Source organism: Corynebacterium hindlerae (assembly GCF_014117265.1).
GTDB lineage: Bacteria > Actinomycetota > Actinomycetes > Mycobacteriales > Mycobacteriaceae > Corynebacterium > Corynebacterium hindlerae.
Map to the genome: position 1 here is coordinate 2,372,104 of NZ_CP059833.1, position 14,310 is coordinate 2,386,413.

The 14,310-nt window shown below is 59.0% G+C and carries 14 protein-coding genes and 3 tRNA genes; 11 read left to right on the top strand and 6 right to left on the bottom strand.

All coding sequences use genetic code 11. The features are described 5' to 3' along the window. The first annotated feature begins 51 nt into the window (after positions 1-51). A complete protein-coding gene (locus HW450_RS11445; RefSeq protein ID WP_182385740.1) occupies positions 52-855 on the top strand; it encodes a cytochrome c biogenesis CcdA family protein in 804 nt (267 codons plus the stop codon). Between the two features lie 197 nt (positions 856-1,052). Here HW450_RS11445 and HW450_RS11450 read toward each other — a convergent pair. Then, a tRNA-Asn gene (locus HW450_RS11450) sits at positions 1,053-1,125 on the bottom strand. A 148-nt stretch (positions 1,126-1,273) separates the two neighbouring features. Here HW450_RS11450 and HW450_RS11455 point away from each other — a divergent pair. The 4 genes from HW450_RS11455 to HW450_RS11470 all read left to right on the top strand — a co-directional run bounded on the left by HW450_RS11455 (position 1,274) and on the right by HW450_RS11470 (position 4,071). Then, positions 1,274-1,347, top strand: a tRNA-Ile gene (locus HW450_RS11455). Positions 1,348-1,500: 153 nt separating this feature from the next. After that, a complete protein-coding gene (locus HW450_RS11460; RefSeq protein WP_182385741.1) occupies positions 1,501-2,778 on the top strand; it encodes a dicarboxylate/amino acid:cation symporter in 1,278 nt (425 codons plus the stop codon). A 17-nt stretch (positions 2,779-2,795) separates the two neighbouring features. Continuing rightward, complete coding sequence (locus HW450_RS11465; protein WP_182385742.1) at positions 2,796-3,593, top strand: serine hydrolase domain-containing protein; 798 nt, start codon at positions 2,796-2,798, stop codon at positions 3,591-3,593. A 160-nt stretch (positions 3,594-3,753) separates the two neighbouring features. After that, positions 3,754-4,071 carry a hypothetical protein gene (locus HW450_RS11470; RefSeq protein WP_182385743.1) on the top strand — a complete coding sequence of 106 codons (318 nt, stop codon included), beginning with the start codon at positions 3,754-3,756 and terminating at the stop codon, positions 4,069-4,071. On the opposite strand, the gene HW450_RS11475 is transcribed toward HW450_RS11470, so the two are convergent. Further along, the gene (locus HW450_RS11475) at positions 4,068-4,316 is read right to left on the bottom strand and encodes an acyl carrier protein (protein WP_182385744.1); all 249 of its coding nucleotides are present in this window, start codon (positions 4,314-4,316) and stop codon (positions 4,068-4,070) included. The genes HW450_RS11470 and HW450_RS11475 overlap by 4 nt on opposite strands. A gap of 61 nt (positions 4,317-4,377) precedes the next feature. Here HW450_RS11475 and HW450_RS11480 point away from each other — a divergent pair, with 61 nt between their 5' ends. After that, complete coding sequence (locus tag HW450_RS11480) at positions 4,378-5,343, top strand: alpha/beta fold hydrolase (RefSeq protein WP_182385745.1); 966 nt, start codon at positions 4,378-4,380, stop codon at positions 5,341-5,343. A 35-nt stretch (positions 5,344-5,378) separates the two neighbouring features. On the opposite strand, the gene aceE is transcribed toward HW450_RS11480, so the two are convergent. Beyond that, positions 5,379-8,126, bottom strand: coding sequence for a pyruvate dehydrogenase (acetyl-transferring), homodimeric type (aceE, locus tag HW450_RS11485; RefSeq protein WP_182385746.1), 2,748 nt, complete (start codon positions 8,124-8,126; stop codon positions 5,379-5,381). A 303-nt stretch (positions 8,127-8,429) separates the two neighbouring features. On the opposite strand from aceE, the gene HW450_RS11490 reads away from it, so the two are divergent. From HW450_RS11490 to cbiB, 3 genes are all read left to right on the top strand, one after another. Beyond that, a complete protein-coding gene (locus HW450_RS11490; protein WP_182385747.1) occupies positions 8,430-8,855 on the top strand; it encodes a DUF3052 domain-containing protein in 426 nt (141 codons plus the stop codon). Between the two features lie 79 nt (positions 8,856-8,934). Further along, positions 8,935-9,007, top strand: a tRNA-Val gene (locus HW450_RS11495). 81 nt (positions 9,008-9,088) lie between these two features. Beyond that, the gene (gene cbiB, locus HW450_RS11500; RefSeq protein ID WP_182385748.1) at positions 9,089-10,000 is read left to right on the top strand and encodes an adenosylcobinamide-phosphate synthase CbiB; all 912 of its coding nucleotides are present in this window, start codon (positions 9,089-9,091) and stop codon (positions 9,998-10,000) included. A gap of 63 nt (positions 10,001-10,063) precedes the next feature. On the opposite strand, the gene HW450_RS11505 is transcribed toward cbiB, so the two are convergent. From HW450_RS11505 to HW450_RS11515, 3 genes are read right to left on the bottom strand one after another with little or no spacing between them, the layout of a single operon-like run. Further along, complete coding sequence (locus tag HW450_RS11505) at positions 10,064-10,951, bottom strand: SURF1 family cytochrome oxidase biogenesis protein (RefSeq protein ID WP_182385749.1); 888 nt, start codon at positions 10,949-10,951, stop codon at positions 10,064-10,066. A gap of 12 nt (positions 10,952-10,963) precedes the next feature. After that, positions 10,964-11,494: a low molecular weight protein-tyrosine-phosphatase gene (locus HW450_RS11510; RefSeq protein WP_182385750.1), complete on the bottom strand. Its 531-nt coding sequence runs from the start codon at positions 11,492-11,494 to the stop codon at positions 10,964-10,966. Next, a complete protein-coding gene (locus HW450_RS11515) occupies positions 11,472-12,125 on the bottom strand; it encodes an HAD hydrolase-like protein (RefSeq protein ID WP_182385751.1) in 654 nt (217 codons plus the stop codon). Before HW450_RS11515 ends, HW450_RS11510 begins: the two co-directional genes overlap by 23 nt. A 34-nt stretch (positions 12,126-12,159) precedes the next feature. Between HW450_RS11515 and cobC the strand changes: the two genes are divergently transcribed. After that, the gene (cobC, locus tag HW450_RS11520) at positions 12,160-13,176 is read left to right on the top strand and encodes an Rv2231c family pyridoxal phosphate-dependent protein CobC (protein WP_232843261.1); all 1,017 of its coding nucleotides are present in this window, start codon (positions 12,160-12,162) and stop codon (positions 13,174-13,176) included. Then, positions 13,173-14,300: a Nif3-like dinuclear metal center hexameric protein gene (locus tag HW450_RS11525; RefSeq protein ID WP_182385753.1), complete on the top strand. Its 1,128-nt coding sequence runs from the start codon at positions 13,173-13,175 to the stop codon at positions 14,298-14,300. Before cobC ends, HW450_RS11525 begins: the two co-directional genes overlap by 4 nt. Positions 14,301-14,310 lie beyond the last annotated feature (10 nt).

Here is a 14,310-nt window from a genome sequence, read left to right on the forward strand (position 1 = left end):
CCTCACGACGCAACGCGTCGGCACCTGGGTGGGTGCTCTATGGTGAGTGTCATGATTGAAATAGGTATCGTTGGGGCGTTGGTAGCGGGGGTGTTTTCGCTGCTTAGCCCGTGTTCGGCGTTGCTGCTACCGGCGTTTTTCGCGTACGCGTTCAGCTCGAAGCGTCAGCTTGTGGCCCGTACCGCCGTATTTTTCCTGGGGCTTGCGGCGGTGCTTGTCCCGCTCGGTGCAGGTGTGGGGTGGTTCGGGCAGGCGCTGTTGGTGCACCGTTCGACGCTGATCTTGATCGGTGGCCTCATGATGATCCTCTTCGGCATCATCTCTTTCTTCGGCAAAGGCTTCAACATTCCAGGCCTGTCCCGCCTCAACAGCCGAGTGCGTGGCACAAGCTGGCTGGCGGTATGTGCGCTAGGTGCGGTGTACGGCTTCGCGGGCTTTTGTGCTGGCCCGCTGCTCGGCGCGGTGCTCACCACTGCCCTTGTCTCCACCAGCGCGCTTTATGGTGCCCTCATCATGGCGATGTATGCGCTGGGCATGGTAGTGCCCCTGTTTCTGCTGGCGTGGGCGTGGGACGCACGCAAGCTTAACGACGCCCGCTGGCTCCGAGGCCACGAATTCTCCGTTGGATCGCTTCGGCTAAACAGTATTTCGATGGCTTCCGGGCTGTTGTTTATTGCTATCGGGGTACTCTTTATCCGCACGAACGGAACCACCGGACTGCCCAGTTTCTTAAGTGTTGAGGCGCAGCACGCAGCGCAGACCTGGGTGCTGCAGAATCAGCTGATCATGGTGCTCGGGGTGCTAATGCTATGCCTGATTGGGGCAGTAGTGGCTTTTGTGAAATCCGAGAAGTGATTTGAAGTGGGAGTGTGTTGCTGAACCTTTGTTTGGCTCTTGGCCCCGACATTACCCTCCCGAAGTTCGGGCTCGTTGAAGCGTTTTTGGAGCAACCTCGGGGGAGTAATGTCGGGGTTAACTGGTTTTAGGCCAGGAGAGCGCTGGTGCTCAGAGAATTAAAAAAACCGCCTCTAAACAGAGGCGGTTTCAACTTGCTCCTCCAACTGGGCTCGAACCAGTGACCCTGCGATTAACAGTCGCATGCTCTGCCAACTGAGCTATGGAGGAAGGTGTTTTCAAGGTCTCCCTTGCAACGAGTAGTAACTATATAGGCTGGCGTCGTTTTAAATCAAATCGCCAGGTAGTTGCCGGTTTTATGACAATAGGGGGGTGGTTTTTATTTTGGCTATCTTTACTGGATATACTCATGTGCGTTGGGGCTATAGCTCAGTCGGTTAGAGCCGTGGACTCATAATCCATTGGTCGCGGGTTCGAGCCCCGCTGGCCCCACAAGGTTAAAAAGGGTTAGGTCAGAAGGCCTAGCCCTTTTTCTGTGCCGCCCAATGTAGACCAATAGGTCTAGTATATGAATTGCAATTGCTGCATAACAGGCGTACTCTCCATTTTACTAAAACGGAAATAAGTAGACAGAATGGTCTAAAAATGCAGAAGAGTAGGTTCACGAGCTTCGGTGCTCAAATCATTTACGGTCTCATCGCCGGCCTCATTCTCGGCTTCATCGCACGGCAGCTTGGGGAGGGAAACTGGCTCACCAAGGGGCTTACAGAAATAGGCAGCGCCTACGTCAGTTTGCTGAAGGTGCTCATTCCACCTCTGATCGTCACCGCGGTGGTCACGTCGATCGCAAATCTGCGCCAGGTCACCAATGCGGCCCGGTTGGCATGGCAGACCATCCTGTGGTTCGCCATTACCGCTTTCGCTTCGGTTGTTGCCGGCATTGGGGTGGGGCTGCTGATTAACCCAGGGCAGAACACCAGTGTCGATGTGGCGAACGCCAAGGCCCCGAGCTCTGTTGGCTCATGGTGGGCGTTTGTCCAGGGCCTGGTGCCGAGCAATATTATGGGTCTTGGGGTGACCCTAAAGCAGGATGCGGCAGCGGTGAACTTCAATGTGCTGCAGTTGCTGCTGATCTCCATCGTGTTTGGCATCGCGGCGATCAAGGTGGGGCAGAAGGCTGAACCGGTGCTGGAATTTACTTCCAGCCTGCTAGAGATCATCCAAAAGGTGCTGTGGTGGATCATCCGCCTGGCGCCAATCGGTACCGCGGCGCTGATCGGTAAGGCCGTTGCCGTGTATGGGTGGGAAGCATTGGGCTCGCTCGGCAAGTTCGTACTGGCTATTTACCTAGGCCTGGCCATCGTGATCGCGGTGATTTACCCCGCAGTGTTGAAGATGCACGGCATTCGGGTGATGCAGTTCTTCCGCAAGGTATGGCCGGTGACCTCTCTTGGTTTCGTCACGCGTTCATCCATGGGTGTCATGCCTGTGACGGAACGAGCCACTGAGCAGGCCCTCGGTGTGCCACGCTCCTATGCATCCTTCGCGGTGCCTCTGGGTGCCACCACCAAGATGGACGGCTGTGCCTCGATCTACCCGGCGATTGCCGCGATCTTCGTCTCCCAGTTCTACGGCATTCCGCTGAGTGCTACGGATTACTTACTCATCGCGTTCGTGTCCGTCATTGGTTCGGCTGCCACCGCTGGTACCACGGGTGCCACGGTGATGCTCACCCTTACCCTGTCTACTTTGGGTTTGCCTCTGGAGGGTGTTGGTCTGCTGCTTGCTGTTGATCCGATCGTAGACATGGGGCGCACTGCGGTGAATGTGACTGGTCAGGCGCTGGTTCCGTTGGTGGTATCGAAGCGTGAGGGAATTTGGGAGAAGAACGTTTTTGATGACCCCAAGGCTGTTGCGAGCTAGCTACTACACTTAAGGCCATGAGTTTCTTTGCTGGCCTGGAAAACTGGCCGGTAGACAATGTGTCCGCCGGCCTTGTTGGTGTTCATGATGAAACCTTTGGTGATATTGACCGAGTGTATGAGTTGGCCAGCGTCACAAAGCTCCTGAGCGCCTACGGTTTCCTCGTCGCGTTGGAAGAGGGCGTGTTTGAACTAGATACCCCGATGGGGCCGGCGACAGTCGAGCACCTGCTCGCCCATGCCTCCGGCGTTGGCTTTGCCACCCGTGAGAGCGAGCGGGCCCCGGAGGATCGGCGCATCTACTCTTCTTCGGGCTTTGAGATTCTGGCTGACGGCGTCGAAAAGCTAGCTGGCATCGCCTTTCCCGACTACCTGCGCGAGGCCGTCTTTGAACCGCTGGGCATGACGGCCACGCAGTTTCACGCGTGGGCGGGGCACGGCGCAAAGTCGACGGTGCGGGACCTGCAGCGGTTCGCCACCGAGCTGCTGTCGCCGCAGCTTATCGACGCCACCACCCTCCATGACGCGTTCACCCCACACTTCCCGACGCTGGCCGGCATCGTGCCAGGCTATGGGCGTCAGGTGCCCTGCCCGTGGGGCTTGGGCTTTGAAATCAAGGGAGAGAAATCGCCTCACTGGACGGGGCCTTCGATGCCTGCGGAAGTGGTGGGGCACTTCGGGCAGGCCGGCACGTTTTTGTGGGTGCATCCCGAATCGGGGCACGGCTGCGTGGTGCTCACGAACCGTGTGTTCGGTGATTGGGCTAAACCGCTATGGTCTGATTTCAATGAACAGCTGTGGCTAACCCTGAACTAAAGCTTGAATAAATGGGGGATTCAAGCACTACTTGAGGGTTGCTGGCGTGATTTCTGGTGCGTAAAAATGCGGGTGTCATCTAGAGTTTTTTGAGCGATGCGCCGAGTCCGTTGGGGAAGACGTTCTCGTCTTAATCTGTATCTCTACAAAAGGACTCGCTTTGACTACATTTGTCACCCACGCACCCGTTGCCTGCACCGCGGTGCTGCTTATCGACGCCATGCCCCGGAAACTGCGGCCCGATGTCGAAGAACTCATGGTGCGTTGCATTCCCAGCGCGCCCGAATTAGAAATCCCCGGGATCGACCCACTCGAGGCCGCATGGTTCACCCGCTGGGAGCGTTCCATTCTGCCTGGAACCATCGGAACGCGCCAGGTTATCACTGGGACCGCTGAAGAACTAGAGCTGTTTATGCGCGAGCTGACGCAGTTGCGCCAGCGCTACGAGTTCGACGTCTCAATGCGGTTAGTGGACTAACTTTCGCGATGTTCGTCGATAAAAGTGACGAAGTCCCCGACCGTCGTAAAGCCTGCTGCGTCCTTATCTCCGATGTACACTCCGAAGGCGTCCTCGGCGCGGACCGCGATCTCTACAATGGAGAGAGAATCCACCGCGAGGTCGGAGACGATGTTGGACTCGAGGGAGACATCGTCAGGGTCATATCCAGTGCTTTCAACGATGATGTTGCGAAGCGTAGTGAACGTACTCTGAGAGTCAGACATGAAAACCCCTCATCCGGCGACTAGTTGGTTCCTCAAGAATACCCTGAGAAAGTAGCTCACCATGGCAGTGCCCCAGTTCTTGGCTCGATTCGTCCGCGGCATCCTCCCCGGGCATTCCGACGTGCCACGGCTGAGCGACATCAGCGCACGCCATAACGTCGATTCCGGGGACTTAAACGTCGCAGCCTACGTTGCAGGACCCGACGACCCATCCGCCACTGTCGTCTTTATTCACGGGTTCACTCTCGCTGCAGAATCGTACTTCCTCCAAGTGCAACACCTCATCGCCCACCACCCCACAGTGCGCAGCCTCCTCATGGACCTACGCGGGCACGGAGAAACCGGGGAAGTCCCACCAGAGCTTTGCACCATCGACGCCACCGCCGATGACGTCCTCGCGGTCATTGAGTCATTAGCGCCGGAAGGCCCGCTGTATCTGGTAGGCCATTCGCTCGGAGGACACGTCGTCCTCAACGCTATTCGCAGGAGCTCGCCCGAAATCTACAGCCGAATCAAAGGCGTCATGCTGATCGCCACCTCCATCGACTCTTTGTCAGCACAAGGCACCCCGCAGCTGCTGACCACGCAACTTGGGGACACCGCATTGGAAGCGATGCAAAATGCACCAGAAATGGTGAATCAATTCCGCGATGAAATGGGAAAGCTGCTAGCACCGGCGCTGGCAGCCACCGTCTTCAAACGCATCTCCACCCCGTACAACCTGGTGAAATTCCACGCAGAAATGATTCACCGGACCCCGCTAGCCACCTTCATCGGGTTCTTCGACGACCTAGAACATCACTCCGAAGTAGCAGCCGCCGAGCGACTGTCATCCCTGCCCGGTTTCGTGCTGGTGGGCAATGACGACCACGTCACGCCACTATCTCAAAGCAACCGCATCATGGAGCTGTGGCCCTCAGCAACGCTGCGCAAATGCGACCGCTGCGGCCACATGATGATCCTCGAAGCACCCACCATGGTCAACGAAGCATTGGACGACCTGCTCAGCCAACAAGAAAACCCCTAGGAGAGGATTCTCCCAGGGGTTAGCTCGTCAAGCTCCTAGACGGCTGTTGGGTCGGTCAGTTGGAACTTCTCCGCAGCCTGCGCTGCCACGGACATATCGATCTTCCCCTCGCGGGCCAGGCCAGCCAGAACCGCAACGACGATGGATTCCGCGTCGATGTTGAAGAAGCGGCGGGCCGCAGCGCGGGTGTCGGAGAAACCGAACCCATCGGCGCCGAGGACGGTGTAGTCGCCCGGAACCCACTTGCGGATCTGCTCTGGGACGGCCGTCGCAAAGTCAGAGACCGCGACAAATGGGCCGGACACCTTCGACAGCTGCTTGGTGACGAACGGCTCCTCCAGCTCAGCTGCCGGGTTGCGCAGCTGCTCCAGATCACGGGCTGCGCCCTCACGTGCCAGCTCGTTCCAGGAAGTGACAGAGAAGATATTGGCCTGTACACCGTAGCTCTCGCGCAGCATTTCAGCGGCGCGGAGGGCTTGCTGCATACCAATACCGGAGGCGAGGATGTTGGCCTCATGGCCGGTGCCTTCGCCCACGGCGTACTGGTAGATACCCTTGTGCAGGCCCTCCACATCCAGGTTCTCTGGCTCCGCCGGCTGGGACACAGGCTCGTTGTAGATCGTCAGGTAGTAGATGACGTTCTCACCGCGGCCTGGGCCGTACATGCGGTCAATGCCTTCACGCACGATGTGCGCAATTTCGTATGCGAAGGCAGGGTCGTAGCTGACCACCGCGGGGTTGGTGGAAGCGAGCACAGGGGAGTGACCGTCCATGTGCTGCAGGCCTTCACCGGTCAGGGTGGTGCGACCAGCAGTGGCGCCGAGCAGGAAGCCGCGGGCCATTTGGTCAGCAGCAGCCCAGATGGAGTCGCCGGTGCGCTGGAAACCGAACATCGAGTAGAAGATGTAGAGCGGGATCATGGCGTGACCGTGCGTTGCGTAGGAGGTACCTGCCGCGATGAAGGACGCCGTGGAACCAGCCTCGTTGATGCCCTCGTGCAGGATGTGGCCGTCGGTGGCCTCGCGGTAGGACAGCATCAGGTCGTGGTCCACCGGGGTGTAGTTCTGGCCGTGCGGGTTGTAGATCTTCAAGGTTGGGAACCAGGAGTCCATACCGAAGGTACGTGCCTCATCTGGGATGATCGGCACCAGGCGCTCGGCGAGGCTCTTGTCACGCATGAGTTCCTTGAAGGTACGTACCACCGCCATGGTGGTGGCTACCTGCTGCTTGCCGGAGCCCTTACGCATGGACTTCAACGCATCGATGTCAGGGACAGCGATCGGCTCGTACTTGTCGCGACGCTCTGGGAGGAAGCCGCCGAGCTCTTTACGACGCTCCAGCATGTACTTAATTTCAGGAGCATCCTTACCTGGGTGGAAGTATGGCGGCAGGTATGGGTCCTTCTCCAATTCCTCATCGGAAATTGGGATGCCCTGCTTGTCGCGGAACAACTTCAGATCATCCAGAGTCAGCTTCTTCATCTGGTGGGTGGCGTTGCGACCCTCGAAGTTGTGGCCGAGGCCGTAGCCCTTAATCGTGTGTGCCAGGATGACCGTTGGGCGACCCGTCTCTTCCATCGCACGCTTGTAGGCTGCGTAGATCTTGCGGTAGTCGTGACCACCACGTGGAAGTGCCCAGATCTCCTCGTCGGTCATGTCCTCGACCAGCTTCAGGGTGCGTGGATCACGGCCGAAGAAGTGCTCGCGGACGTACGCGCCGTCGTTAGCCTTGAAGGTCTGGTAGTCGCCGTCTGGCGTGTTATTCATGATGTCAACGAGCGCGCCATCCTTGTCCTTTTCCAGGAGGGCATCCCACTCGCGACCCCATACCACCTTGATGACTTCCCAGCCGGCGCCGCGGAAGAAGGACTCGAGTTCCTGAATGATCTGGGTGTTACCGCGGACCGGGCCGTCGAGACGCTGCAGGTTGCAGTTGACCACGAAGGTGAGGTTATCGAGGCCGTTGAGAGCAGCCATCTGGATCAGGCCACGGGACTCCGGCTCGTCCATTTCGCCGTCGCCAAGGAAGGCCCACACATGCTGCTGGGAGGTGTCCTTGATGCCACGGTTGTGCAGGTACTTGTTGAAGCGTGCCTGGTAGATCGCGTCCATTGGGCCAAGGCCCATGGACACGGTTGGGAACTCCCAGAAATCTGGCATGCCGTGTGGGTGGGGGTAGGAAGGCAGGCCACCTTGTGGGCGCGATACTTCCTGACGGAAACCATCCAAATCATCCTCAGTCAGGCGACCCTCTAGGAACGCACGGGCGTACATGCCAGGGGAGGCGTGGCCCTGGAAGAAGATCTGGTCGCCACCACCTGGGTGGTCCTTACCGCGGAAGAAGTGGTTAAAACCGACCTCGTACAGTGGGGCAGCACCTGCGTAGGTGGAGATGTGGCCACCGACGCCAATACCTGGGCGCTGTGCGCGGTGCACCATGATCGCCGCGTTCCAACGCATCCAGCGGCGGTAGCGTTTCTCAATCGCCTCATCGCCAGGGAACTCAGGCTCCTGTGTCGTTGGAATGGTGTTGACATAGTCCGTGGATGTCAGAGGAGGCAGCTCAACGCGCTTTGCGGTGGCTCGTTCCAGCAGGCGCAGCATCAGGTAGCGTGCACGTTCTGGGCTGGACTCATCGAGCAGTCCGTCCAGGGAATCCATCCATTCTTGGGTTTCCTCTGGATCGCTGTCGTTGAGGTAGGAAGCAACACCGTCGCGGATCAGCGCGATGTTGGAATCATCTGGTGAGTGGCCACCGAATTTTTGTTCAGCTGCATCAGCCATTGCATACCTCCGTAGTGGTTCTGTCAGGTGTTTGACTCGCGAGAGTCGGTCTGTGATTAAGGATACGGGTTTCCGGGTTTTTGTGTGAAGACCGCTGTTATTTGTGCAGGTGAACGGCGAAATTTAGTAATTATGTGGTTCTGGTTACGAGTATTTCTGGTTCTGTTTGTTTGATGACCGAAAAGAAAAATTTTTCAGCTATTTGAGACTTAGCAGGTAATCCCGCGTCGGAACTGGTATTTTCGTCCATTGAGTACATTTTCACCAGCTCACACGGGCTGATACAAAAGGAGGTTCATCACAGTGGTCGACGTTCCGGGCGCGACTAAAGCAGGCGCCCAGGATTACGCCCAACTCCTGGGCATTGAAGCAGGGCAGATCGTTCAAGAAGTAGGTTGGGACGAAGACTGCGACAGCACCATCAGTGAAGCAGTGGAAGACCGTATCGGCGAAGAACTGCTCGATGAAGACACCGATGAAATCTGCGACGTCGTACTGCTGTGGTGGCGCGAAGAAGATGGCGATCTTGTCGACGGCCTTGTCGACTCCATCCGTCCGCTTTCCGAAAACGGTCGGATCTGGCTCCTCACCCCAGGCGCCGGTAAGCCAGGGCACCTCGTAGCCGGTGAAATTGCCGAGTCTGCGAAGCTCGCAGGCCTCGTCCAAACCAGGGCGACCCGGGTCGGCCAATGGCAAGGCTCCTGCCTGGTGCAGCCTGGCAAGAAATAAAAACACCTTCTGAACTGGCGATTTTGGAAGAGTTACACATGCGTGATACGCTTCTTCGAGTCGCACAGTGACGAAGCATGCGCCTTTAGCTCAGCTGGAAGAGCAGCTGGTTTACACCCAGCAGGTCGGCGGTTCGAGCCCGTCAGGGCGCACAGACGAACACCCTCTCCTGAACCACCAGGGGAGGGTGTTTTCTTTACTTCACTCCAGCAAGATGTGGTTACCTTGAAGCTGTGCACGCAATAGCAATTATTGGCGGATTGACGCTGGACCGAATTTTTGGAGACCCGCAGCGTTATCACCCGGTCGCCTACTTCGGCACCGCGGTGACCAAAGCGGAGAAGATTTTGTACCGAGACGCCAAAGCTGCGGGAGCTGCGCTGGTCGCGGTGACGACACTGCCCGTCGTCATGGCAACGCATGCGGTTTATCGAAAAGCTCCCACGGTCACGACAGCACTTGCACTGTGGGCTGCGTTGGGAGGGCGCACCCTTGAGGAAACTGGCCGCAAATTGGCGCAGGATCTGGACAACAACGATCTTGACTCAGCTCGCGCTTGGATCCCGTGGCTGTGCTCTCGCGACCCACATTTGCTCGATAAAGCGGGCATGGCCCGCGCCGCTGTGGAGTCCATCGCCGAGAACACGTCGGATGCAGCGATCGCTCCGATCGTGTGGGCAGCCATCGCCGGGGCGCCGGGCGTCGTGCTGCACCGGTGTGTGAACACGCTGGATGCGATGGTCGGGTATAAAAGCGAGAAGTACCGGAATTTTGGTTGGGCAGCAGCCAAGCTTGACGACGTCCTTGCCTACCTTCCTGCTCGTCTCACCGCAGTAACGCATGTTGTGTTAGCAAAGGACAAACAGGCTGCGATCGCCGCCTGGAAGAACGACGCCCCGCAGCACCCCAGCCCCAATGCCGGCCCTGTGGAAGCGACAGCAGCCGTGGCGCTCGGAGTTCAACTTGGGGGAGAGACTCACTACTCATACGGGGTAGAAATGCGACCAACCTTGGGAACCGGTCCTCGCCCAACAGCACAAACGATTTTTGAGGCCGTACAGCTGGCACAGCGAACTCAGCTGATTATGGGGGCAGTAGCCGTCGGACTGCGGAGCCTCATTTTTCGGGGTGGTAACAAAATTTAGCGTACGGATGGGATTTTGAAGGCCCGAAAAATCCCATCCGTACGCTAAATCCCGTGGCTCTTACTAGAACTTCTCCTCATCATCGCGCTGCCAGCTGGTTCGATGATTTTTGGCGTTGCCGTAGCGGCTGCGGCGCGGAGCAGGTGCCGAAGAAGGAGCAGGCGCAGGGGAGCGGACTTCCCCAGTAGTCAGGGCTTCCTGTTCTTCCTGTTCACGGCTACGTTCGCGCAGTTCGGCGAACACAAAGTAGCCAAGGCCGATGGGGGCGAGGATGCCGAAGGCTATCCATTGGATGCCGTAGGACAGGTGGGGGCCGTTGTCGAGCCTTGGGAGTGGGAAGGCGGTGAGGACTCCGGGTTCGCCGTCGGCAAGCTGCACGTAGTCTTGGGCTAGCGTTACGCCGGTGAGCTCGGAGATCTCTTCGGTGTCGATGCCGGTGACCATTTGGCGGTCGGCTTCGATGGTGGGGGCGATCTGTGGCTTGGGCTCGTCGATGCGGGCGTAGCCGACGATGGTGTGTTCGCCTGTCGGTGGGGCGGGGAAGTCGCTGGGCAGGTGCCCGTTTTCGGGGCGAGTCCATCCGCGGTTGACCAAGACGGTCGTGCCGTCGGTCATCATGAACGGGGTGAGGGCGTGGTACGCGGGCCCGGATTCGACGGGGCGCACGCGCATGATCACTTCGCTTTCGGGCAGGTAATGCCCGGTAATGGCGACGCGAAGGTATTCGTTGTCTGGGGGGAGTACCCCGCCAGCGGTAAAGACGGAATCGAAGGGGGCTGGTTCCTTGTCAAAGTGCTCCGCGATCAGATCATTCCGGTGGCTCACTACCTCGCTTTTACCTAGCTGCCACGGGGCAAGCACAGTGAAAGCCACGTACGTGAAGGTGATGATGAGGATGAAGGTGAAAATCCACCCGGGGTTCAGGAATGCTTTCCACGCTTTGCCGTTCATAATCTGTTTATTCTACCGCGCGGAGGCGCTTGCTAGCATAGTCTTCACCCACGTAAGCATGCCAGGGACCGCAGCTTCGATCTGGGCGCGAGTGGTGGCGAACCCGGTCTCGTCGCCGTAGTAGGGGTCTTGGACGTCAGCGTCCTCGGGGGAGGCTGGGTCGAAAGAACGGAGGAGCCGGATGCGTTCGGGGAAGATCCCGGCGTTCACCAGGTCGGTTACGTGGCCACCATCTAGCGCGACGAATAGGTCCGCAGAGCGGTGACGGTCACCGAGCTGGGCTGCTCGGTGGTGGGAGCCATCGTGGCCGGCGTTGCGGAGTTCGGCAATAGCGCGTCGATCCGCGCCTTGCCCCACGTGCCAGCCACCAATGCCACAGGATCGGATGCGCACGAAGCGGGATAATCCGGCGTTTTCGACGGCATCACGGAAAATCACTTCAGCCATCGGGGAGCGACAGATGTTTCCCGTGCACACAAAAACGACATAAAGGCTTTCGGTACGTTCGAAGTCGAAATCTCTAGTGGATCCGCGACCATTCATCGACAATGTTCTCCAACTGGGCTGGTGTTGCAGCCTCATAGCGGGCTGCGTTTCGTTCTTCTGTCGTGCCATATCCCCAGGCAACGGCAACTGTTTCGATTCCGAATTCTCCCGCGCCATCAATATCGTGGATACGATCACCGACCATGAGGATAGTCTCTTCCTTGCCACGAAGCTGCATTGAGTCCAACACATGGGCAATGACGGCGGCTTTTGAACGTCGCGGACCGTCTTCCTGCGCAGCCCCCATGAAGTCAAAAAATTCCCAAAAGCCGTGGTGACGCAGCGCTTGCTCGGCGAAGAATTCCCCTTTGGATGTTGCCGTGCACAGCAAGAAGCCGGCGGAGCGGGCCCACGAAAGAAACTCGTGCATGCCGGGGAACGGGGAGCTCATTTTCCACCCAGTGTGTCCGTAATAGTCGAGGTAGTGGGCAAGCGCGAGCTGTGCTTGAGGCTCAGGCATCCCCAGGTCGCGCAGCGTCTCGATCATTGGAGGCCCGGCAATAGCGCGGATGCGTTCTTCCGGGGGAACTGGCCAGCCCGTTTGCTGCAGGGCATGCAGAAAACTAGCGCGAATGCCGGGGAAGGAGTCAATCAGGGTGCCATCGACGTCAACAAGGAGGATATTCACACACTCCAGTCTGGCAGACAATAAAGTGGAACGGGTGAGTGTTCCTGACCCCTACCGTTTCCACGGCGACAGTGAAGCCATTGGCGCCACCACCGATTTCGCGGTCAACGTCCGCGGCGCCAAACCGCCTGAGTGGCTACAGCGCGTGCTTATCGACGCCCTGAGCGACCTCGCCCAGTACCCCAGCGAATCGGATACCAAGCTCGCTAAAAGAGCGATTGCGCAGCTCCACGACGTCCCAGAAGAATCAGTGCTGCTGCTCTCCGGAGCCTCAGAAGGATTCACGATGCTGCCGAAGCTGGCGCCGCGCCACGTCGCCATCATCCACCCCGGGTTCACTGAACCCAACGCTGTCTTCGCCGAAGCGGGGATCGACGTCCGCAACGTGATCGTGCCACCGCCGTTCGAACTGGATGTGGTGCTCGACCTCGGGGACTCGGACATGGTAGTAATCGGAAACCCGACCAATCCGACGGGCGTGCTACACGACAAGGGGGACCTACTGGAACTAGGGGCCGGACGGACCCTCGTGGTCGATGAAGCATTCCTCGACGTGACCGACGAATCCGAAAGCCTCACTACAGAAGCAGCACAGCGCGAGGACGTGATCGTGATCCGAAGCTTCACCAAAACCTGGGCGCTAGCCGGATTGCGCTGCGGGTATCTGATTGCGCATCCACGGGTCGTCGATAAGCTTGCTGCGGGGCGACCACACTGGCCACTGGGCACGCTACAACTGCGAGCCATGGCGGCGATCGCCCTGGCCGCCCGCGACGAAACCGAAAAGGAACGCGGCATCATCGCAGCCGAACGCGCCACCATGACAGAAGCGCTCGGGCGCGCCGGATTCGAAATCGTCTCCGCAACCCAAGCCCCCTACGTGCTCGTACGCCCGCCAGGCGACGACCCAGAAGCACTCCGTATGAAACTACGTGACGCCGGGATCGCCATCAGACGCTGCGATACCTTCCCCGGCCTAGACTCGGGGTACTGGCGCCTGGCAGTGCGCCCCGCAAACTATGTGGCGAAGCTACTAAAGGAGTTGGCATGACAACAGTGGCAGACATCCGCACCGTAATGGAACAGGCCTACCCACCGCACCTGGCGGAATCCTGGGACAAAGTCGGCCTGATCTGCGGCGACCCAGACGCGACCGTGAACCGAGTGGCCTTCGCTCTGGACTGCACCCAGGCCGTGGCGGAGCGTGCCGTCGAACTGGGGGCGCAGATGCTCATCGTGCACCACCCGCTACTGCTACGGGGAGTGAACTCCGTGGCCGCCGATACTCCGAAGGGCAAGGTCATTCACACCCTCATCAAGGGCGGGGTCGCGCTGTTCGCAGCGCACACCAACGCGGATTCCGCCCGGCCAGGGGTCAACGATCGGCTGGCGGAACTGGTAGGAATCACGCCCGGCCGGCCCATCGCCCCCAAAGCGTCAAAGGGCACCGATAAGTGGGGTTTCATGGTGCCCGTCGCGCAGGCAGCAGAAGTAAAAGCTGCCGTGTTCTCCGCCGGGGCCGGATCCCTCGGCGAGTACTCTGAATGCGCTTTCTCCATGCTGGGCGAAGGTCAATTCCTACCCGGCGAGGAAGCAAACCCCACCCTGGGAGAACACGGGAAACTACACACAGTGACCGAAGTTCGAGTGGAATTCGTCGCGCCCGTGGCCCTGCGACACAAAATCAAAGAGGCGCTGTGCGCCGCGCACCCATACGAAGAACCCGCCTTCGATTGCGTCACCGTCGCCTCGTTTGACGACCCCGAGACCGCCTGCGGACTCGGGCGTATCGGCGAACTACCAGAACCAATGACCCTGCGGGAATTCACACAACAAGTGGCCAACGCCCTCCCCGTCACCGAATGGGGTGTCCGCGCCGCCGGAGACCCAGAAGCAATGATCCAGAAAGTGGCGGTCTCCTCCGGGGCCGGAGACAGTTTCCTGGACACAGTGGCCGGACTCGGAGTGGACGTCTACGTCACCTCCGACCTTAGGCATCACCCGGTAGACGAGTACCTGCGCGCCGGGGGACCCGCAGTCATTGACACCGCGCACTGGGCCAGCGAATTCCCCTGGTGCGAGCAAGCCGCGGAGATCGTTTCCGCAACAGGCGTTGCCACCGATATCATCGACATCCGTACCGACCCGTGGACCTTGTCCGCACACGCTCAGTAGGAGAACACCT

Coding starts and splice junctions, on each gene's coding strand:
- HW450_RS11505 (WP_182385749.1), bottom strand. CDS start 10,951: ATGAACGGCAAAGCGTGGAAAGCATTCCTGAACCCCGGGTGGATTTTC.
- HW450_RS11510 (WP_182385750.1), bottom strand. CDS start 11,494: ATGAATGGTCGCGGATCCACTAGAGATTTCGACTTCGAACGTACCGAA.
- HW450_RS11465 (WP_182385742.1), top strand. CDS start 2,796: ATGAGTTTCTTTGCTGGCCTGGAAAACTGGCCGGTAGACAATGTGTCC.
- HW450_RS11445 (WP_182385740.1), top strand. CDS start 52: ATGATTGAAATAGGTATCGTTGGGGCGTTGGTAGCGGGGGTGTTTTCG.
- HW450_RS11475 (WP_182385744.1), bottom strand. CDS start 4,316: ATGTCTGACTCTCAGAGTACGTTCACTACGCTTCGCAACATCATCGTT.
- aceE (WP_182385746.1), bottom strand. CDS start 8,126: ATGGCTGATGCAGCTGAACAAAAATTCGGTGGCCACTCACCAGATGAT.
- HW450_RS11480 (WP_182385745.1), top strand. CDS start 4,378: ATGGCAGTGCCCCAGTTCTTGGCTCGATTCGTCCGCGGCATCCTCCCC.
- HW450_RS11525 (WP_182385753.1), top strand. CDS start 13,173: ATGACAACAGTGGCAGACATCCGCACCGTAATGGAACAGGCCTACCCA.
- HW450_RS11460 (WP_182385741.1), top strand. CDS start 1,501: ATGCAGAAGAGTAGGTTCACGAGCTTCGGTGCTCAAATCATTTACGGT.